This window comes from Chitinimonas sp. BJYL2, assembly GCF_027257935.1.
GTDB lineage: Bacteria > Pseudomonadota > Gammaproteobacteria > Burkholderiales > Chitinimonadaceae > Chitinimonas.
Genome location: NZ_JANZKW010000001.1, coordinates 585,408 through 604,240, shown reverse-complemented (window position 1 = coordinate 604,240; position 18,833 = coordinate 585,408). Strand labels below are relative to the sequence as shown.

The following is an 18,833-nucleotide window of genomic DNA, read 5'->3' as shown; positions in this document are numbered from 1 at the left end:
TCTTGCGAACATGTCTGCTTACCCATGACCATCTTGCACCACCTGCTCACCAGTTTGCAGTCGCCTTTGCTGCGATCACGCGTTGCTCCTGCGCTCCTGCTCGCAGGCGTCTGGTTGACGGTGGTCTCGGGTGTGGATGATTGGGCGGGACGCGCATTGCTGTTGGGGCAACTGGGCTTGCTGCTCATCTGGCAGCCGGTAGTGGAGCCCCAGACCCGATTGCCTCGTCCTGCTCTGGTCGCGCTTGCTCTGGTGGGCGCACTGATGTTTGCGCTGTTCGGATATGGACTGATGATGCTTTGGCTGGCATTGCTTGCCAGCCTCTTCGGTAGCCGCTTGTTGGGCGTACACCGGCACCTGCGTCGTTTTCATTTGCTGGCGCTATCGCTGTTGTTGACCATGCTGTGGCTGGCCATCGTGCCCAAGCTGGCGGGGCAGGCCTTGCCGCTGCCCTTGGTGATGACTTGGGTATTGCCACTGGGGCTCTGCGTGCTGGCGGCGATGCCGGTCGAGCCGGTAGCGGTTCGCCAGCAAGCTCCCGTGGATTTCTTTTATGCCGTGCTGGTATTCCTGCTCGCGCTCGCGGTACCGCTGGGGGCGGTGTTCCTGTCTGCAACATTGCGTCTTTCCTATATCGAGTCCCTGATCCTTGTACTTGTCCTGACGGGCGGGGGCTTGGGGCTGCTGGCCTGGCTGTGGAATCCAAGAGCAGGGTTCGCCGGTATCGGCACGCTGTTTTCTGCCAGCATGCTGCAACTGGGAACGCCTTTCGAGCACTGGTCGGGGAGGCTGACGGCCCGCGCCGCGAGCGAGTCGGGCGCGGAAGAGTTTGTTCGTGGCGCCGTCGAAGATCTGCTGGCCTTGCCGGGCGTGAGCGGGGGGCGCTGGCGGCTGGGGCGAGAGGAGGGGGCGTTTGGTCGTGATGACCCCACGAAATACCGGGCGGATATGCGCGTTGAAGCGTTCTTGCTGACTTTATACCTCGATCAGCCTGTGGCGCCCGCCTTGCACGTTCAATTCCAGCTGATTGCAACCTTGCTGCACCAGTTCTATCAGGCGAAGGTGCGTGAGCGGCAGTTGGCGGACCGGGTTTATATGGAAGCAATTTATGAAACCGGTGCGCGCTTGACGCACGATATCAAGAACCTGCTGCAGTCGCTCAAGGTACTGGTTGCAGCTGGCGAGACGAGTCATGAGCCTGCGCGTCTCAATGCCCTGTATGCCAGGCAATTGCCGGAGATCGCCCGCCGGCTGGAGGCGACCTTGGGTAAATTATCCGCGCCGCTGCAGGATGATCCGGCCGATTCACGCAGCGCGTTGTCATGGTGGGAAGAGGTGCGTTGTCGATATGCCGACGCCTCTGTCGAGTTCCTGACGCCTGGAGTCCTGCCGGACAGGGTGGATGCGCTGTTGCTGAGCGCGGCCCTGGATAACGTTGTCCAGAATGCACAGGTCAAGGGTGGCGCGGCTGGCGTGAAATTGCAGATCAGCTTGCTTGCCATGGATGGCGGGGTGGCTTGTCTTGAGGCGGTTGATAACGGTACGCCTGTGCCGGCTGATGTGGCGAAGACGCTGTTTACACGCCCCGTTCGCTCAAATACCGGTTTGGGCGTCGGTCTGTATCAGATAGCGCAACTCGCCCGTGCCCGCGGCGGCGGGATCGAGCTGGTGGAGAATCGCGAAGGCCGCGTGCGCTTCCGGGTGTGTTGCCGATGTGAGGGTTGATGGGGTTTTCGACACGGGCGCGACGTTAGGGCAGTCTGCCCGCTGCAACCAGACGATTGAGCAACAGGGTGGCGGGCACCCAGGCGACCTGGTCATCGAACTCGCCACCCGTGCCGCCCGTGCCGCGTGGCTCGTGGTGAACAAAGACGAGGTCGCCATCGGTATTGGCCAGCTCGTCCTCCCCTGTCGGCGGTGGGTTGCGCGTGCCGCTGGCGGATGTGGCGCCCAAGCCGTTCGCGCCATGGGAGATCAACAGGGCCGGTACGCCGCGCGCCTGGGCGCGATTGCAGCCGGTGTTGTCGCAAAGCTGCAAGCTGCCTGTGCTGGATAGCAGCATGGGCACGCTATGGTTCGAGAATGCAGGCTCAACCCGGTAGCTGATGCGGTTGCGCCATGCGTCGTGACCTTCTGCGGCCAGTGTGACATGAGGTGCCTGACCGGTCTGTGCGGCGCAGACTTGTTGGTTCGCCAGATCGCTGGGCTGGCCTGGCGTGGCGTTACCATCGGTGCTGGCGCAACGGACATCTGCCGGGCTGCGATGGCACTGGCTCAGCAAGGCCAAGTCTTCCTCGCCGTCGAGATTGATATCAGGGCAGGGCAAATGGCCATGGCTGAGCGCGTGGCCCATCAGTGCCTCGCGCAGTGTCTGCAGGCTGGCCTCGGTTTCCTGTATCTGCTTTTGGCGCATGTGATTGGGCAGGGCGCTCAGCAGGCCGCCCAGCAGCAGCGCAATGATTGCCATAACGACGGCGACCTCGGCCAGGGTAAAGCCGACAATGGGGTGGCGGGTAGTGGGTGTGTGTTGCATGCGCGATTCCTTAGCACCGCTTGGTGGTGCGGGAGAGTGTGGAGATACGGGCATGCGCGTGCCGCCTGAGCACAAAAACATCGTTGCAGCCCACCACGCTGAGATGGGCTTCTGTGTGGCTCACGCGGCGGTAATGGAGGCTGGCGTACCAGCTGGTCGGATCATCATGTGCATCCCAGCGAGGCCAGCCTGCGAGTCCTGCGCATGAACCCTGGTCACGCAAAGGCAGGAAGCCGGCATCTATCGTGGGGTCGCAGTTGCCGCCGTGTATCGCAGCCGGATGGGGGTAGCCGGTTGCGGGGTGGATGGCCGCTGCGCGATCAATCTCGCTGCGAAATGAGCCGATCGCGCGCACGACTAGCTGATCGATGAATTGCTGGCTGGAGATGTAAATCAAAGTGTCGTTGAAGCGATCCTGTCGTGGTGCCGCCACAAATATCCGGGGACTTGCAGCATGGTTGATGCTACCGCGGCAGGGTGACGTGCCCGCCGGCAAGCTCAGCGTATCCAGAAAGGCGCCCGGACCCGGGGCTGTGGTAGTACGGTTCTGGTGAGCCAGCGGTACGCCGGGGGAGATCAGTACAAATGCGGCATCGGTGCTCAGCAGATTGCCGGCGGCGTCGCAGATAGTCAGCCATTGCTGGCTAGCGGCGGGCGAGCGCAGCGCTGCAGGCGTGAGTGCGCGATGACCATGAATGGCGCCCTGATATTGCCGGCTGCGGGTGTCGTCCAGCAGGTTCTGCGACACCGCGTACCAAAGCGCATCGCCATTGCCGTCGCGTGCGTCGAACTCAAGCATGGCACGTCGGCCGGTACCGAAGTCCTCGCCCTCGCAGGGTGTGCCGATGGGCTCGCCAGCAACAGGCAGGCGTCCCAACCGAAGTGCATGATTGGTGATCGCGGTGCCGAGATTGGGCGGGCAGTCCGCTAGGCTGTCGTAATTGCCGTCTGCATGACGATCCGGATAAGGCAACATGCCCGGTGGTGCGTGACGGTCGTCACGACGAGTCAGCGCCCACGCCATGAGTGCGCGGGCGCCGGCGTTAAGCGTGGCGGCAGTGACTTCTGTGCTTTGATCTCGTGGCACCAACCTTCCGAGGCTGCCAACGGCCAGAGTGAGCATGCCCACGCCAACTATCAGAAAGAAAAGAAGAATTCCGCTGCCAGTTTGCGAGCCGGTGCCGATTGGCTGATTCGAAGCTTTCATGGCGACGAATTGTTTCAGCAACAATTGCTGCCCGCATCGCAAAAAAACGGGATGTGGCGGTTGACAGGGGCTGCGGCCCTGCCCATAATGCGCGGCTCATTCAGGAGGGGTTCCCGAGCGGTCAAAGGGATCAGACTGTAAATCTGACGGCTCTGCCTTCGAAGGTTCGAATCCTTCCCCCTCCACCAAAATGATCATGTAGCAGGTTGCGTTGCGCTTAAGCGCAGTGTGGCGAGCGGTTCGAAGTCCCTCGTGTGCGGGTGTAGCTCAATGGTAGAGCAGAAGCCTTCCAAGCTTACGACGAGGGTTCGATTCCCTTCACCCGCTCCATCTGTTTTGTGGAATGCCCATGTAGCTCAGGGGTAGAGCACTCCCTTGGTAAGGGAGAGGTCGGCAGTTCGAATCTGCCCATGGGCACCATCGCTTGATACGTTTCTATTCGCAATCAAGGACACCAAAATGGCAAAAGAGAAATTCGAGCGGACCAAGCCGCACGTAAACGTTGGCACGATTGGTCACGTTGACCACGGCAAGACGACGCTGACGGCTGCGATCACGACGATTCTGTCGAAGAAGTTCGGTGGTGAAGCCAAGGGCTACGATCAGATCGACAGCGCGCCGGAAGAAAAGGCCCGCGGTATCACGATCAACACGGCCCACGTTGAGTACGAGACGGAAAACCGTCACTACGCTCACGTTGACTGCCCGGGTCACGCTGACTACGTGAAGAACATGATTACCGGTGCCGCCCAGATGGACGGCGCCATTCTGGTGGTGTCGTCGGCTGACGGCCCGATGCCGCAGACCCGCGAGCACATTCTGCTGGCCCGCCAGGTTGGCGTGCCTTACATCATCGTGTTCATGAACAAGGCCGACATGGTCGACGACGCCGAGCTGCTCGAGCTGGTTGAAATGGAAGTCCGTGAACTCCTGAGCAAGTACGACTTCCCTGGCGATGATCTGCCGATCATCAAGGGCTCGGCCCTGAAGGCCCTGGAAGGCGACCAATCGGAAATCGGCGAGCCCGCCATCTTCCGTCTGGCTGCAGCGCTGGACAGCTACATCCCGACGCCTGAGCGTGCCGTGGATGGCGCCTTCCTGATGCCGGTTGAAGATGTGTTCTCGATCTCGGGTCGTGGTACCGTGGTGACGGGTCGCGTTGAGCGCGGCATCGTCAAGGTCGGCGAAGAAATCGAAATCGTGGGTATCACCCCGACCGTCAAGACCACCTGTACCGGTGTGGAAATGTTCCGCAAGCTGCTGGACCAAGGTCAGGCAGGCGACAACATCGGCGCGCTGCTGCGTGGTACGAAGCGAGAAGACGTTCAGCGCGGTCAGGTTCTGGCCAAGCCGGGCTCGATCACCCCACACACCAAGTTCTCGGGTTCGGTGTACGTGCTGTCCAAGGATGAAGGTGGTCGTCACACCCCGTTCTTCAATGGCTACCGTCCGCAGTTCTACTTCCGCACCACCGACGTGACTGGCGCAGTTGAACTGCCTGCTGGTACCGAAATGGTGATGCCGGGTGACAACGTGGAAGTGGTTGTTGCGCTGATCGCCCCGATCGCCATGGAACAAGGTCTGCGCTTCGCGATCCGCGAAGGTGGCCGTACCGTTGGCGCCGGCGTTGTGGCCAAGATCATCGAGTAATTGGTAGTAAAGTGTTAAAGCGATCGGCGCAACTACTCAGTTGCGCCGTTTGTTTCGCAGGCGAGTAGCTCAATTGGCAGAGCACCGGTCTCCAAAACCGGGGGTTGGGGGTTCGAGACCCTCCTCGCCTGCCACTGAATAAGTGGTAGTCGTTAAATTAATCAAGTGGCCGTTTTCCGCCTTGGAAAGCGGCTGTCTTTATTTTTTGGGCAAAAGCCGACGCATGGGAAATGTTGATAAATTCAAGCTGCTTGCGGCCTTGGTGCTGGTGGCTGGTGGGGTGACGGGTTTCTACCTGCTGCCTGCAGATCAGCAGGCGCTGCGTGTTGCGGCGGTTGTTCTTGGTGTTTTGTTGGCTGTGGTTGTGCTGTGGTTCTCTGCGCCTGGTCGCGATTTCGTGGATTACGCACGTGATTCGGTCAAGGAGGCGGAGAAGGTTGTATGGCCGACCAAGAAAGAAACGTGGCAGGTAACCGGGTTTGTTTTCCTGTTTACCTTTGCGCTCTCTCTGTTCATGTGGCTGGTTGACTCCGGTCTGAGCTGGCTGTTCTATGACGTGCTGTTGAAGCGCGTCTGATCTGGTTGCCCGGAGAGTATTCGATGGCAATGCGCTGGTATGTAGTTCACGCCTACTCGGGTTTCGAGAAGAGTGTCATGAAGGCACTCAAGGAACGAATCGAGCGGGCTGGTATGCAGCATATGTTTGGGCAGATTCTGGTGCCTGTTGAAGAGGTCATGGAGATCCGCAACGGCACCAAGGCTTTGACCGAACGCAAGTTCTTCCCCGGCTATGTGCTGGTTGAGATGGAAATGACGGACGAGACCTGGCATCTGGTCAAGAACACGTCCAAGGTCACTGGTTTTATCGGTGGCTCCGGCATGCGTCCCGCAGCGATTACGCCCAAGGAAGTCGAGGCGATCATGGCGCAAATGCAGGAGGGCGTCGAAAAGCCCAAGCCCAAGGTGTTGTTCGAGGTGGGTCAGATCCTCCGTGTGACCGAAGGTCCGTTTGCGGATTTCAATGCCACCGTCGAAGAGGTCAATTACGACAAGAGCAAGCTCAAGGTGTCCGTATTGATCTTTGGTCGCGCTACGCCGGTTGAAGTGGATTTTGCGCAGGTCGAAAAAGTCTGATCGATCTGCAAGGTGCCTGCCTTGCGGCAGGTGTTATCAAGGGGAGCAGGTTTTCCTGCGCTAGACCCATTCAGGAGTAAATCATGGCCAAGAAGATTATCGGCTATATCAAGCTGCAGGTTCCTGCAGGCAAGGCGAACCCTTCGCCACCCATCGGCCCGGCCCTCGGTCAGCGCGGCCTCAACATCATGGAATTCTGCAAGGCGTTCAACGCCCAGACCCAAGGTGTCGAGCCTGGTCTGCCCATCCCGGTCGTGATCACCGCGTTTGCCGACAAGTCCTTCACTTTCGTGATGAAGACGCCTCCGGCAACCATCCTGATCAAGAAGGCCGCCGGCATCACCAAGGGTAGCAGCAAGCCGCATACCGACAAGGTTGGCAAGATCACGCGCGCCCAGCTTGAAGAAATCGCAAAGACTAAGGCTCCTGACCTCACCGCTGCTGATCTGGACGCCGCTGTGCGCACGATCGCCGGTTCGGCTCGTTCCATGGGTCTGAATGTGGAGGGTGTGTAAATGGCTAAGGTTTCCAAGCGCGTTGCCGCCATCAAGGCAAAGGTAGACCGCAACAAGCTGTACCCCGTGACTGACGCCCTGACCTTGGTCAAGGAATGCGCTACAGCTAAATTCCCGGAGTCGGTTGACGTCGCCATCAACCTGGGTGTTGATGCACGTAAGTCCGACCAGGTCGTTCGTGGCTCGGTCGTGCTGCCCAAGGGTACCGGCAAGAGCGTGCGCGTTGCTGTATTTGCACAAGGCGCGAACGCCGAGGCTGCCAAGGCTGCCGGTGCTGACATTGTTGGTTTCGAAGATCTGGCTGAACAGATCAAGGGTGGCATGATGGATTTCGACGTGGTCATCGCCACGCCGGACGCCATGCGTATCGTTGGTCAGCTCGGTACCATCCTCGGCCCGCGTGGCCTGATGCCGAACCCGAAGGTGGGCACGGTCACCCCGAATGCTGCCGAAGCAGTGAAGAACGCCAAGGCCGGTCAGGTTCAGTACCGTACCGACAAGAACGGCATCATCCACAGCACCATCGGCCGCGCTTCGTTCGAAGTAGCCGACCTGCAGGCCAACCTGGCTGCGCTGGTGGATGCCCTGCAGAAAGCCAAGCCGGCTTCGAGCAAGGGTGTGTACTTCAAGAAGATCGCAGTCTCCAGCACCATGGGTGCAGGTGTTCGGGTCGATGCTACGACGGTAGTCGGCGCATAAAGCATTTTCAACGGCGGACGTTTCGGCGTCTGCCGGCATGAACTTTGGGCCGGGCAATCCGCGAGGAAAGCCCGGGTTATCAAAGACCGTAGGGGTGGCAAGCCATTGTGGCAAGTTGCTTAATCGGTCGCTGATACGGGGTAAGCAATTATCCGCGTCAGCCCGCCCTACGCAGATGGTGTACCCAAGAACAGGTTTTCCCCGGTGACATCGTTACCGTGTTCTCCTGATGATTGGTCGCCATTTTCTTAGGCTCCGTTCCCGTTGTGGGAATGGATTTTCCAGGAGGGTAGACCTTGAGTCTCAATCTCGACGATAAAAAGGCTGTAGTAGCGGAGATCTCGGCAGAAGTTGCCAAGGCTCAAGCTATCGTGGTGGCCGAATATCGCGGCATCCAGGTCGGCGCCATGACCAAGCTGCGTGCTGAAGCACGTGCCAAGGGCGTTTACCTGCGTGTGTTGAAGAACACACTGGCTCGCCGCGCTGTTGCCGACACTGCATTCGCCGATCTGGCCAATCACATGGCTGGTCCACTGGTGTATGGCATTTCCGCCGACCCGGTGGCTGCTGCCAAAGTGCTGGCTGACTTTGCCAAGACCAACGACAAGATCGTGGTCAAGGCAGGCTCTTTCGATGGCAAGACGCTGAACGCCGCTGAAGTTGTCCAACTCGCTTCGATCCCGAGCCGCGAAGAGCTGCTGTCCAAGCTGCTTTACGTGATGAAGGCACCGGTTGCCGGCTTTGCCCGCGGCCTGGCTGCGCTGGCCGAGAAGAAGCAAGGTGGTGCAGCACCGGCCGACGTTTCTGCCGAAGCGCCCGCCGAAGCCGCCTGATCGCGCTACACGTTTTAGATCTCACGACTTATCTGTATTCAGGAGTAATTAAACATGGCTCTGACCAAAGAAGACATCCTCGACGCCGTTGCCGGCCTGACCGTGCTGGAACTGAATGACCTGGTGAAGGCATTCGAAGAGAAGTTCGGCGTTTCCGCTGCTGCTGTTGCTGTTGCCGGCCCTGCCGCTGCTGCTGCCGTGGTTGAAGAGAAGACCGAATTCGACGTGATCCTGACCGGCGCTGGCGCCAACAAGGTTGGCGTGATCAAGGTCGTTCGCGAACTGACTGGCCTCGGCCTGAAGGAAGCCAAAGACCTGGTCGACGGCGCTCCCAAGACCGTCAAGGAAGGTGCACCGAAGGCTGATGCTGAAGCGATGGTCAAGAAGCTGATCGAAGCTGGCGCAACCGCCGAGATGAAGTAAGTCTCCCTCGGGAGATGTGAGAGGCTGGTGACTTCGGTCGCCAGCCTATCTGCGTTTATAGGCCTTTGCTGTTTAGCGTTGCCAAACTGGAAACTCTGCCCTGCGGAATTTGTGGTTTGGTTTAGCGCCCCCACTCGACCGGAGACTCTATGAGTTACTCGTTCACTGAGAAGAAACGCATTCGTAAAAGTTTTGCGAAGCGGGCGAACGTGTTGGACGTTCCATATCTGCTCGCCACCCAAATTGACTCCTACACCGAGTTTCTTCAGTTGGGCGTTTCGCTCGAACAGCGTCGCACCATCGGCCTGCAGGCAGCGTTCAGCTCGATCTTCCCGATCGTCAGCCACAACGGCTATGCGAAGCTCGACTTCGTCAGCTACCAGCTTGGCGAGCCACCATTTGACGTGGTCGAATGCCAGCAGCGCGGCATCACCTTTGCCGCCCCGCTGCGCGCCCGCGTTCGCCTGACGATCTTTGACCGTGAGTCGTCCAAGCCAGTCGTCAAGGAAGTGAAGGAGCAGGAAGTCTACATGGGCGAGATTCCGCTCATGACCAGCAATGGTTCCTTCGTCATCAATGGCACTGAGCGTGTCATTGTGTCGCAGCTGCATCGCTCGCCAGGCGTGTTCTTTGAGCACGACAAGGGCAAGACCCACTCGTCGGGCAAGCTGCTGTTCTCGGCCCGTATCATTCCTTACCGCGGCTCTTGGCTCGACTTTGAGTTTGATCCCAAGGATCTGCTGTATTTCCGCATCGACCGCCGCCGTAAGATGCCGGTCACGATTCTGCTGCGCGCGCTCGGGTATAACAACGAGCGCATCCTGGCTGAGTGCTTTGACTTCGACAATGTCCGTCTTTCCAAGGACGGCGTTTTCCTCGAAGTGGTACCGGAACGCCTCAAGGGTGAAGTCGCCAAGTTCGACATTGTGGCATCGGATGGCAAGGTGCTGGTCCAGAAGGACAAGCGCATCACGGCCAAGCACATTCGCGATCTGCAGACTGCCGGCATCACCGAGCTCGAAGTGCCGGCGGACTCGCTGGTTGGTCGCGTGCTGGCCGCGAATGTGGTCAGCCCGGACACCGGTGAGCTGGTTGCCCGCGCTAACGACGAAATCACGGAAGACCTTGTCGTCAAGTTCGAGGCCGCCGGTGTCGTGTCGGTGAAGTTGCTCTACACCAACGATCTGGATCAGGGCGCTTACATTTCCAATACCCTGCGCCTGGACGAAACGGCCGACCAGCAAGCCGCGCGCATCGCGATCTATCGCATGATGCGTCCCGGCGAGCCGCCGACCGAAGATGCCGTCGAAGCGCTATTCAACGGGCTGTTCTTCTCCGAAGACCGTTACGATCTGTCGGCCGTGGGCCGCATGAAGTTCAATCGCCGTGCGTACCCGGACCGTCTGGACGAGAAGGCGCCGGGCTGGCAGAAGCGCTTCTATGAGCGTGTCGGCAAGCGCGATCGCTATGGTGCCGGCGTGCTGGAAACCGACGACATCGTTGCGGTGATCGGTATTCTGCTTGAGCTGCGCAACGGTCGTGGCGAAGTGGACGATATCGATCACCTCGGCAACCGTCGTGTCCGTTCGGTGGGCGAACTGGCCGAGAACCAGTTCCGCGCCGGTCTGGTGCGTGTTGAGCGTGCCGTCAAGGAACGCCTCGGTCAGGCCGAGAGCGATAACCTGATGCCGCATGACCTGATCAATGCCAAGCCGGTATCGGCCGCGATCAAGGAGTTCTTTGGCTCCTCGCAGCTGTCGCAGTTCATGGACCAGACCAACCCGCTGTCGGAAATCACCCACAAGCGTCGTGTATCGGCCCTTGGCCCGGGTGGTCTGACTCGCGAGCGTGCCGGCTTTGAAGTCCGCGACGTGCACCCGACCCACTATGGTCGCGTCTGTCCGATCGAAACGCCGGAAGGCCCGAACATCGGTCTGATCAACTCGCTGGCCATCTATGCGCGCACCAATGAGTACGGTTTCCTCGAAACCCCGTACCGCAAGGTGATCGACAACAAGGTGACCGACGAGATCGAATACCTGTCGGCTATCGAAGAAGGCAAGTACGTGATCGCCCAGGCGAACGCCATGCTGAGCGACAAGGGTGAGCTGATTGATGAGCTGGTTACTTGCCGTGAACACGGCGAAACCATCATCGCTCGACCTGAACGCGTGCAGTACATGGATGTGGCGCCTAGCCAGATCGTGTCAGTGGCCGCTTCGCTGATCCCGTTCCTCGAACACGATGACGCGAACCGCGCCCTGATGGGTGCCAACATGCAACGTCAGGCTGTGCCTTGCGTCCGTGCGCAAAAGCCGCTGGTCGGTACCGGTATCGAACGCACCTGTGCGGTTGACTCGGGTACGGCCGTGAAGGCGCTGCGCGGCGGTCGTGTTGACTATGTCGATGCCAACCGCGTCGTGATTCGCGTCAATGACGATGAAACCAGCGCTGGCGAAGTCGGTGTAGACATCTACAACCTGACCAAGTACACGCGTTCGAACCAGAATACCAACATCAACCAGCGCCCGATCGTGAAGGTCGGCGACGTGATCGCTGCACATGATGTGATCGCTGACGGCGCATCGACGGACCTGGGCGAGCTGGCACTGGGCCAGAACCTGCTGGTGGCTTTCATGCCCTGGAACGGCTTCAACTACGAAGACTCGATCCTGATCAGCGAGAAGGTGGTGGCCGATGATCGTTACACCTCGATCCACATCGAGGAACTGTCGGTTGTCGCCCGCGATACCAAGCTGGGACCGGAAGAAATCACCCGCGATATCTCCAACCTCAGCGAGCGCATGCTGGGCCGTCTGGATGAGAGCGGTATCGTCTATATCGGTGCTGAAGTCGAAGCCGGTGACGTGCTGGTTGGTAAGGTAACGCCCAAGGGCGAAACTCAGCTGACCCCGGAAGAGAAGCTGCTGCGCGCGATCTTTGGTGAGAAGGCGTCCGATGTGAAGGACACCTCGCTGCGCGTGCCCTCGGGCATGAGCGGTACTGTCATCGACGTGCAGGTCTTCACTCGCGAAGGCATCGACCGCGACAAGCGCGCCCAGTCCATCATCGACGATGAACTCAAGCGCCATCGCCTGGACCTGAACGATCAGCTGCGAATCCTTGAGAACGATGCCTTCGAGCGTCTGGAGCGCCTGCTGATCGGCAAGAAGGTTAATGGCGGCCCCAAGAAGATCGCCAAGGGCACCGAGCTGAGCAAGGAATACCTGGCCGACCTGAACCGTCATGACTGGTTCGATATCCGCCTGAGCGACGAAGAAGTCGCCAAGCAGCTCGAACTGATGAAGGACAACCTCGTTCAGAAGCGCGCTGAGTTCGACCTGCGTTACGAAGACAAGAAGCGCAAGCTGACCCAGGGCGATGAGCTGCCACCGGGTGTGCAGAAGATGGTCAAGGTCTATGTGGCCGTGAAGCGTCGTTTGCAGCCGGGTGACAAGATGGCTGGTCGTCACGGTAACAAGGGCGTGGTCTCCAAGATTCTGCCTGTGGAAGATTTGCCGTTCATGGCCGATGGCACCCCGGTCGACATCGTGTTAAACCCGCTGGGCGTACCGTCACGGATGAACGTGGGTCAGATTCTGGAAGTCCACCTCGGTTGGGCTGCCAAGGGTCTGGGCAAACGGATTGACCGCATGCTCAACGACGAAAGTGTCAAGGAAGCCAAGCGTGCTGCCGAGATGCGTAAGTTCCTGGAGCAGGTCTACAACACGCGTGGCAAGCCGGAAGAGCTGAAGCAGTTCAGTGATGCGGAGATTCTCGAACTCGCCGACAACCTGCGTGATGGCGTTCCGTTTGCCACCCCGGTGTTCGATGGTGCCAAGGAAGAGGATCTGATGGCCATGCTGGCATTGGCTTATCCAGCCGAGTCCGAGCATACCCAGCGTCTGGGGTTCAACGACACCCGTACCCAGCTGCGTCTGTATGACGGCCGCACGGGTGAGGCGTTCGAGCGCCGTGTCACGGTCGGTTACATGCACGTGCTCAAGCTGCACCACTTGGTGGACGACAAGATGCACGCCCGTTCGACCGGTCCGTACTCCCTGGTTACCCAGCAGCCGCTGGGTGGTAAGGCACAGTTCGGTGGTCAGCGCTTCGGTGAAATGGAAGTGTGGGCATTGGAAGCGTACGGCGCGTCGTACACGCTGCAGGAAATGCTGACGGTGAAGTCCGATGATGTGAATGGCCGTACAAAGGTCTACGAAAACATCGTCAAGGGCGATCACAAGATCGACGCCGGCATGCCGGAATCCTTCAATGTGCTGGTGAAGGAAATCCGCTCGCTGGGTATCGATATCGATCTGGAACGCCACTAAAGCCTGAATGGCGCGCGGGACGAGGCAGTGAGGCCGCGTCCCGCACAGCGCCAGACAAGGCAGGGCCTCACTCGTGAAACGAGGATAGAAACATGAAAGCTTTGCTCGACTTGTTCAAGCAGGTGACGCAGGAAGAAGAATTCGATGCCATCCGCATCGGTCTGGCGTCGCCCGACAAGATCCGTTCCTGGTCGTACGGTGAAGTCAAGAAGCCCGAAACCATCAACTACCGTACCTTCAAGCCCGAGCGTGACGGCCTGTTCTGTGCCCGCATCTTCGGGCCGGTGAAGGACTACGAATGCCTGTGCGGCAAGTACAAGCGTCTAAAGCACCGCGGTGTCATCTGCGAAAAGTGCGGCGTTGAAGTCACGCTGAGCAAGGTGCGTCGCGAGCGCATGGGCCACATCGAGCTGGCCTCGCCGGTTGCCCACATCTGGTTCCTGAAGTCGCTACCTTCGCGTCTGGGCATGGTGCTCGACATCACGCTGCGTGATATCGAGCGCGTGCTGTACTTCGAAGGTTATATCGTCATCGAGCCGGGCATGACCCCGCTCCAGCGCGGTCAGCTGCTGTCCGAAGATGATTACCTGACCAAGGTCGAAGAGCATGGCGATGAGTTTGTCGCCATGATGGGTGCCGAAGCCGTGCGCGAACTGCTGCGCACGCTGGATATCCACTCGGAAATGGACACGCTGCGCCATGAGCTGCAGTCGACCGGTTCCGAAGCCAAGATCAAGAAGATCGCCAAGCGCCTCAAGGTGCTGGAAGCCTTCCACAAGTCTGGCATCAAGCCCGAGTGGATGATCATGAACGTGCTGCCGGTGCTGCCGCCGGAGCTGCGGCCGCTGGTGCCGCTGGATGGCGGCCGCTTCGCTACGTCTGATTTGAACGATCTGTATCGTCGCGTCATCAACCGTAACAACCGTCTGAAGCGTCTGCTGGAGCTCAAGGCTCCTGAAATCATCGTGCGCAACGAAAAGCGCATGCTGCAGGAAGCCGTGGACTCGCTGCTCGACAACGGTCGTCGCGGTAAGGCCATGACCGGCGCCAACAAGCGTCCGCTGAAGTCGCTGGCTGACATGATCAAGGGTAAGGGCGGTCGTTTCCGTCAGAACTTGCTGGGTAAGCGCGTTGACTACTCGGGCCGTTCGGTCATCGTGGTGGGTCCGACGCTCAAGCTGCATCAGTGCGGCCTGCCCAAGAAGATGGCGCTGGAGCTGTTCAAGCCCTTCATCTTCCACAAGCTTGAAGTGCTGGGTCTGGCTACCACGATCAAGGCCGCCAAGAAGCTGGTCGAGCAGGAAGTGCCGGAAGTCTGGGACATCCTCGAAGAAGTCATCCGTGAACATCCGGTGCTGCTTAACCGCGCACCGACGCTGCACCGTCTGGGCATCCAGGCCTTCGAGCCCGTGCTGATCGAAGGCAAGGCCATCCAGCTGCACCCGCTTGTCTGTACCGCGTTTAACGCCGACTTCGACGGTGACCAGATGGCCGTTCACGTGCCGCTGTCGCTCGAAGCGCAGATGGAAGCCCGCACGCTGATGCTGGCCTCCAACAACGTGCTGTCGCCAGCTCACGGCGAACCGATCATCGTGCCGTCGCAGGATATCGTGCTGGGTCTGTACTTCATGACCCGCGAGCGCATCAATGGCAAGGGCGAAGGCCTGCGCTTTGCGGATCTGGAAGAGCTGATCCGCGCCTATGAAACGCGCGAAGCCGAGCTGAACGCCAAGGTCAGCGTGCGTCTGAAGGATTGGTATCAGGACGAGAGCGGCGAATGGCAATACAAGATGGTGCGTCGCGAGACCACCGTCGGCCGCGCCATCCTGTCGGAAATCCTGCCCAAGGGCCTGCCCTTCGAGAACGTCAACAAGGCGCTCAAGAAGAAGGAAATCTCCAAGCTGATCAACGTCTCGTTCCGCCGTTGCGGCCTGCGCGAAACGGTGATCCTGGCGGACAAGCTGATGTACACCGGCTTTACCTATTCGACCCGTGCGGGTATCTCGATTGCCGTGGACGACATGCTCGTGCCGGCCGAGAAGGTCAAGCTGCTGGCTGAAGCCGAGCGTGAAGTGAAGGAAATCGAAGCCCAGTACACCTCGGGTCTGGTGACCCAAGGCGAGCGCTACAACAAGGTGGTGGATATCTGGGGTCGTTGTGGCGACCAGGTTGCCAAGACCATGATGGCGCATTTGGGTAAGGAAAAGACTGTTGACCGCGAAGGCAAGACGGTTGACCAGGAATCGTTCAACTCAATCTACATGATGGCCGACTCCGGTGCCCGGGGCTCGGTGGCCCAGATTCGTCAGCTGGCCGGTATGCGGGGCCTGATGGCCAAGCCGGACGGCTCGATTATCGAGACGCCGATCACCACCAACTTCCGCGAAGGTCTGACGGTTCTGCAGTACTTCATCTCGACGCACGGCGCCCGTAAGGGTCTGGCCGACACCGCGCTGAAGACCGCCAACTCGGGTTACCTGACACGTCGTCTGGTCGATGTGACGCAGGATCTGGTCGTGACCGGCAATGATTGCGGCACCAAGAACGGTGTGAACATGAAGGCCGTGGTGCAGGGTGGTGACGTGATCGAAGCGCTGCGTGACCTGATCCTGGGTCGTGTGGCTGCGGCTGACGTGATCGATCCGGCTAGCCAGGAAACCGTGTACGAAGCCGGTACGCTGCTGACGGAAGACATTGTTGATCACATCGAGGCGTTGAGCATCGATGAGGTCAAGGTCCGCACTCCGCTGACTTGCGAAACCCGTTATGGCTTGTGCGCCCAGTGTTATGGCCGCGATCTGGGCCGTGGCCAGCGTGTCAACGTCGGCGAGGCTGTCGGTGTGATCGCAGCTCAGTCGATCGGTGAGCCGGGCACCCAGCTGACCATGCGTACCTTCCACATCGGTGGTGCTGCATCGCGTGCGGCTTCGGCCAGCCAGGTCGAATCGAAGTCCAACGGCAAGATCGGTTACGCCGGTACGATGCGTTACGTGACCAACACCAAGGGCGAGCAGATCGTCATTACCCGTTCGGGTGAGGTGGTGGTGTTCGACGATAACGGTCGTGAGCGTGAGCGTCACAAGGTGCCATACGGTGCGACCCTGATGGTGGCCGATGGTCAAGCCATCAAGGCCGGTACCGTGCTGGCTACCTGGGACCCGCACACCCGTCCGATCATTACCGAGTACGCCGGTCTGGTTCGCTTCGAGAACGTCGAAGAGGGCGCTACCGTTGCCAAGCAGATCGATGAAGTAACCGGTTTGTCGACGCTGGTCGTGATCGACCCCAAGCGCAAGGCCGGTGTCGTCAAGAGCGTACGCCCGCAGATCAAGCTGCTCGACGAAAAGGGTGGCGAAGTCAAGCTGGCCGGCTCGGACGCCGCGGTCAACATCACCTTCCCGGTTGGCGCCATCATTACCGTGAAGGACGGCTCGCAGATTGGTGTGGGTGAAGTGCTGGCCCGTATCCCGCAAGAGTCGGTCAAGACCCGTGACATTACCGGTGGTCTGCCGCGTGTGGCCGAGTTGTTTGAAGCCCGTTCGCCCAAGGACGCCGGCATGCTGGCCGAAGTCACTGGCACCGTCTCGTTCGGTAAGGACACGAAGGGCAAGCAACGACTGATCATTACTGATCTGGACGGCACGCCGCATGAATACTTGATTCCGAAGGACAAGCATGTGCTGGTCCACGACGGTCAGGTGGTCAACCGTGGCGAGACCATCGTCGACGGCCCGGTTGATCCGCACGATATCCTGCGTCTGCAGGGCATCGAGGCGCTCGCGGCCTATGTGGTGCAGGAAGTGCAGGAAGTGTACCGACTGCAAGGCGTGAAGATTAACGACAAGCACATCGAGGTGATCGTTCGCCAGATGCTGCGTCGTGTAGTCATCGCCGATGCGGGTGATTCCGACTTCATCATGGGTGAGCAGGTAGAGCGCGCCGAAGTGCTGGAGGCCAACGATCGTCTGGCTGCAGAGAACAAGCGTCTCGCTCAGTACGACAATATCCTTCTGGGTATTACCAAGGCATCGCTGTCGACGGATTCGTTCATCTCTGCCGCTTCGTTCCAGGAAACGACGCGCGTGCTGACCGAAGCCGCGATCATGGGCAAGCGCGACGATCTGCGTGGTTTGAAGGAAAACGTCATCGTGGGCCGCCTGATACCTGGCGGTACTGGCCTCGCCTACCACACCAACCGTCGTCGCCTGAAAGCCGGCGGAGACGCGCCTACCCTGCCTGAGGCCATTCTGGCTGAAGCGGCAGAGGCGGCGTCACCGCAGGAAGAGGCATAAGCAACATGACCGGGGCGCGTACCGTCCCGGTCATGCCGCACTCTTCAACCCTTCTGTCTGCCTGGCGCCTTGTTGGCGATGGGCGGCGGGAGGGTTTGTTGACACTAAGCGCTTGATTTACCTATAATCCGCGCTCTTTTGTGGGGGCGGCCCTTCATGCGTCTTGCGTGAGGACGCTATTTTTACTTTTGGGAAAGAGATAAATGCCAACCATCAACCAGCTCGTCCGTAAGGGACGTGTGGCGGAAACGGCCAAGAGCAAAGTACCTGCGCTTGAAGCCTGCCCGCAAAAACGCGGCGTCTGCACGCGCGTTTACACCACTACCCCGAAGAAGCCGAACTCGGCCCTTCGTAAGGTTGCCAAGGTGCGTCTGACCAACGGTTTCGAAGTCATTTCGTACATCGGCGGTGAAGGCCACAACCTGCAGGAACACTCGGTCGTGCTGATTCGCGGCGGTCGTGTCAAGGATTTGCCAGGTGTGCGTTACCACACCGTGCGCGGTTCGCTCGATACCGCTGGTGTCAAGGATCGTAAGCAGGCTCGTTCCAAGTACGGCGCCAAGCGTCCGAAGGCTTAATCGGCCTGGGTTATGTCCGCGAGCCCCGTCCTGCCCGTTCAGGATATTCGCGGCAACGGCGAGACGCACACCGGTGCGCCGTCGAGTAAGTGACTGATCCATTGGTCGGTCGCGAGTGCATCCAGAGATGCGCTCAACTGAAAACTACTGAGGTTGAAACATGCCACGTCGTAGAGAAGTCCCCAAACGCGAAGTATTGCCGGATCCAAAGTTCGGTAGCGAAGAGCTGTCCAAGTTCATGAACGTCGTGATGATCGACGGCAAGAAGTCGGTTGCCGAACGCATCATTTATGGCGCGCTGGAAATTGTTGAAAAGAAGACCGGCAAGGCCCCCATTGAGGTGTTCTCCCAAGCCCTCAACAACGTGAAGCCGGTCGTTGAAGTCAAGAGCCGCCGTGTTGGCGGTGCCAACTACCAGGTGCCGGTCGAGGTTCGTCAGAACCGTCGTATCGCTCTGGCCATGCGTTGGCTGCGCGATGCCGCCCGCAAGCGCGGTGAAAAGTCCATGGGTCAACGTCTCGCAGGTGAACTGCTCGACGCCGTTGAAGGCCGTGGCGGCGCAATGAAGAAGCGTGACGAAGTGCACCGTATGGCCGAAGCCAACAAGGCTTTTGCTCACTACCGCTTCTAATTCG

General features: G+C 59.5%; 14 protein-coding genes and 4 tRNA genes. 16 read left to right on the top strand and 2 right to left on the bottom strand.

The window, feature by feature from the left end; all coding sequences use genetic code 11:
* The first annotated feature begins 24 nt into the window (after positions 1 to 24).
* Entirely contained in the window at positions 25 to 1,725 is a 1,701-nt protein-coding gene (locus O9X62_RS02860) for a HAMP domain-containing sensor histidine kinase (protein WP_269531258.1), read from the top strand.
* Between the two features lie 25 nt (positions 1,726 to 1,750).
* On the opposite strand, the gene O9X62_RS02855 is transcribed toward O9X62_RS02860, so the two are convergent.
* Both O9X62_RS02855 and O9X62_RS02850 read right to left on the bottom strand, forming a co-directional pair.
* The gene (locus O9X62_RS02855; RefSeq protein WP_269531257.1) at positions 1,751 to 2,533 is read right to left on the bottom strand and encodes a hypothetical protein; all 783 of its coding nucleotides are present in this window, start codon (positions 2,531 to 2,533) and stop codon (positions 1,751 to 1,753) included.
* Between the two features lie 10 nt (positions 2,534 to 2,543).
* Positions 2,544 to 3,620, bottom strand: a complete 1,077-nt coding sequence (locus O9X62_RS02850) for a hypothetical protein (protein ID WP_269531256.1) — start codon at positions 3,618 to 3,620, stop codon at positions 2,544 to 2,546.
* 223 nt (positions 3,621 to 3,843) lie between these two features.
* On the opposite strand from O9X62_RS02850, the gene O9X62_RS02845 reads away from it, so the two are divergent.
* From O9X62_RS02845 to rpsG, 15 genes are all read left to right on the top strand, one after another.
* A tRNA-Tyr gene (locus tag O9X62_RS02845) sits at positions 3,844 to 3,928 on the top strand.
* A 68-nt stretch (positions 3,929 to 3,996) separates the two neighbouring features.
* Positions 3,997 to 4,070: transfer RNA gene (locus O9X62_RS02840), tRNA-Gly, on the top strand.
* Between the two features lie 15 nt (positions 4,071 to 4,085).
* Positions 4,086 to 4,160, top strand: a tRNA-Thr gene (locus O9X62_RS02835).
* A gap of 39 nt (positions 4,161 to 4,199) precedes the next feature.
* On the top strand, positions 4,200 to 5,390 hold the full coding sequence (gene tuf, locus O9X62_RS02830) for an elongation factor Tu (protein ID WP_269531245.1): 1,191 nt from the start codon (positions 4,200 to 4,202) through the stop codon (positions 5,388 to 5,390).
* A 58-nt stretch (positions 5,391 to 5,448) separates the two neighbouring features.
* Positions 5,449 to 5,524 (top strand) — tRNA-Trp (locus tag O9X62_RS02825).
* A gap of 8 nt (positions 5,525 to 5,532) precedes the next feature.
* On the top strand, positions 5,533 to 5,967 hold the full coding sequence (secE, locus tag O9X62_RS02820; protein WP_269531255.1) for a preprotein translocase subunit SecE: 435 nt from the start codon (positions 5,533 to 5,535) through the stop codon (positions 5,965 to 5,967).
* Positions 5,968 to 5,990: 23 nt separating this feature from the next.
* Positions 5,991 to 6,524, top strand: coding sequence for a transcription termination/antitermination protein NusG (gene nusG, locus O9X62_RS02815; protein WP_269531254.1), 534 nt, complete (start codon positions 5,991 to 5,993; stop codon positions 6,522 to 6,524).
* Between the two features lie 83 nt (positions 6,525 to 6,607).
* Positions 6,608 to 7,039, top strand: coding sequence for a 50S ribosomal protein L11 (gene rplK, locus O9X62_RS02810; protein WP_269531253.1), 432 nt, complete (start codon positions 6,608 to 6,610; stop codon positions 7,037 to 7,039).
* Positions 7,040 to 7,738 (top strand): 50S ribosomal protein L1, encoded by a 699-nt coding sequence (gene rplA, locus O9X62_RS02805; protein WP_269531252.1) that lies wholly within the window; start codon positions 7,040 to 7,042, stop codon positions 7,736 to 7,738.
* Between the two features lie 296 nt (positions 7,739 to 8,034).
* Positions 8,035 to 8,571, top strand: coding sequence for a 50S ribosomal protein L10 (gene rplJ, locus O9X62_RS02800; protein WP_269531251.1), 537 nt, complete (start codon positions 8,035 to 8,037; stop codon positions 8,569 to 8,571).
* A 54-nt stretch (positions 8,572 to 8,625) separates the two neighbouring features.
* Positions 8,626 to 8,994 (top strand): 50S ribosomal protein L7/L12, encoded by a 369-nt coding sequence (rplL, locus tag O9X62_RS02795; RefSeq protein WP_269531250.1) that lies wholly within the window; start codon positions 8,626 to 8,628, stop codon positions 8,992 to 8,994.
* 149 nt (positions 8,995 to 9,143) lie between these two features.
* Positions 9,144 to 13,328, top strand: coding sequence for a DNA-directed RNA polymerase subunit beta (gene rpoB, locus O9X62_RS02790; protein ID WP_269531249.1), 4,185 nt, complete (start codon positions 9,144 to 9,146; stop codon positions 13,326 to 13,328).
* 92 nt (positions 13,329 to 13,420) lie between these two features.
* Positions 13,421 to 17,620, top strand: coding sequence for a DNA-directed RNA polymerase subunit beta' (gene rpoC, locus O9X62_RS02785; protein ID WP_269531248.1), 4,200 nt, complete (start codon positions 13,421 to 13,423; stop codon positions 17,618 to 17,620).
* A 203-nt stretch (positions 17,621 to 17,823) separates the two neighbouring features.
* Positions 17,824 to 18,198 (top strand): 30S ribosomal protein S12, encoded by a 375-nt coding sequence (gene rpsL, locus O9X62_RS02780; RefSeq protein ID WP_072428335.1) that lies wholly within the window; start codon positions 17,824 to 17,826, stop codon positions 18,196 to 18,198.
* Positions 18,199 to 18,358: 160 nt separating this feature from the next.
* Positions 18,359 to 18,829, top strand: a complete 471-nt coding sequence (gene rpsG / locus O9X62_RS02775) for a 30S ribosomal protein S7 (RefSeq protein WP_269531247.1) — start codon at positions 18,359 to 18,361, stop codon at positions 18,827 to 18,829.
* The last annotated feature ends 4 nt before the right edge of the window (positions 18,830 to 18,833 follow it).

Coding starts and splice junctions, on each gene's coding strand:
- rpoC (WP_269531248.1), top strand. CDS start 13,421: ATGAAAGCTTTGCTCGACTTGTTCAAGCAGGTGACGCAGGAAGAAGAA.
- rplK (WP_269531253.1), top strand. CDS start 6,608: ATGGCCAAGAAGATTATCGGCTATATCAAGCTGCAGGTTCCTGCAGGC.
- rpsG (WP_269531247.1), top strand. CDS start 18,359: ATGCCACGTCGTAGAGAAGTCCCCAAACGCGAAGTATTGCCGGATCCA.
- nusG (WP_269531254.1), top strand. CDS start 5,991: ATGGCAATGCGCTGGTATGTAGTTCACGCCTACTCGGGTTTCGAGAAG.
- O9X62_RS02860 (WP_269531258.1), top strand. CDS start 25: ATGACCATCTTGCACCACCTGCTCACCAGTTTGCAGTCGCCTTTGCTG.
- O9X62_RS02855 (WP_269531257.1), bottom strand. CDS start 2,533: ATGCAACACACACCCACTACCCGCCACCCCATTGTCGGCTTTACCCTG.
- rplA (WP_269531252.1), top strand. CDS start 7,040: ATGGCTAAGGTTTCCAAGCGCGTTGCCGCCATCAAGGCAAAGGTAGAC.
- rplL (WP_269531250.1), top strand. CDS start 8,626: ATGGCTCTGACCAAAGAAGACATCCTCGACGCCGTTGCCGGCCTGACC.
- tuf (WP_269531245.1), top strand. CDS start 4,200: ATGGCAAAAGAGAAATTCGAGCGGACCAAGCCGCACGTAAACGTTGGC.
- rpsL (WP_072428335.1), top strand. CDS start 17,824: ATGCCAACCATCAACCAGCTCGTCCGTAAGGGACGTGTGGCGGAAACG.
- rpoB (WP_269531249.1), top strand. CDS start 9,144: ATGAGTTACTCGTTCACTGAGAAGAAACGCATTCGTAAAAGTTTTGCG.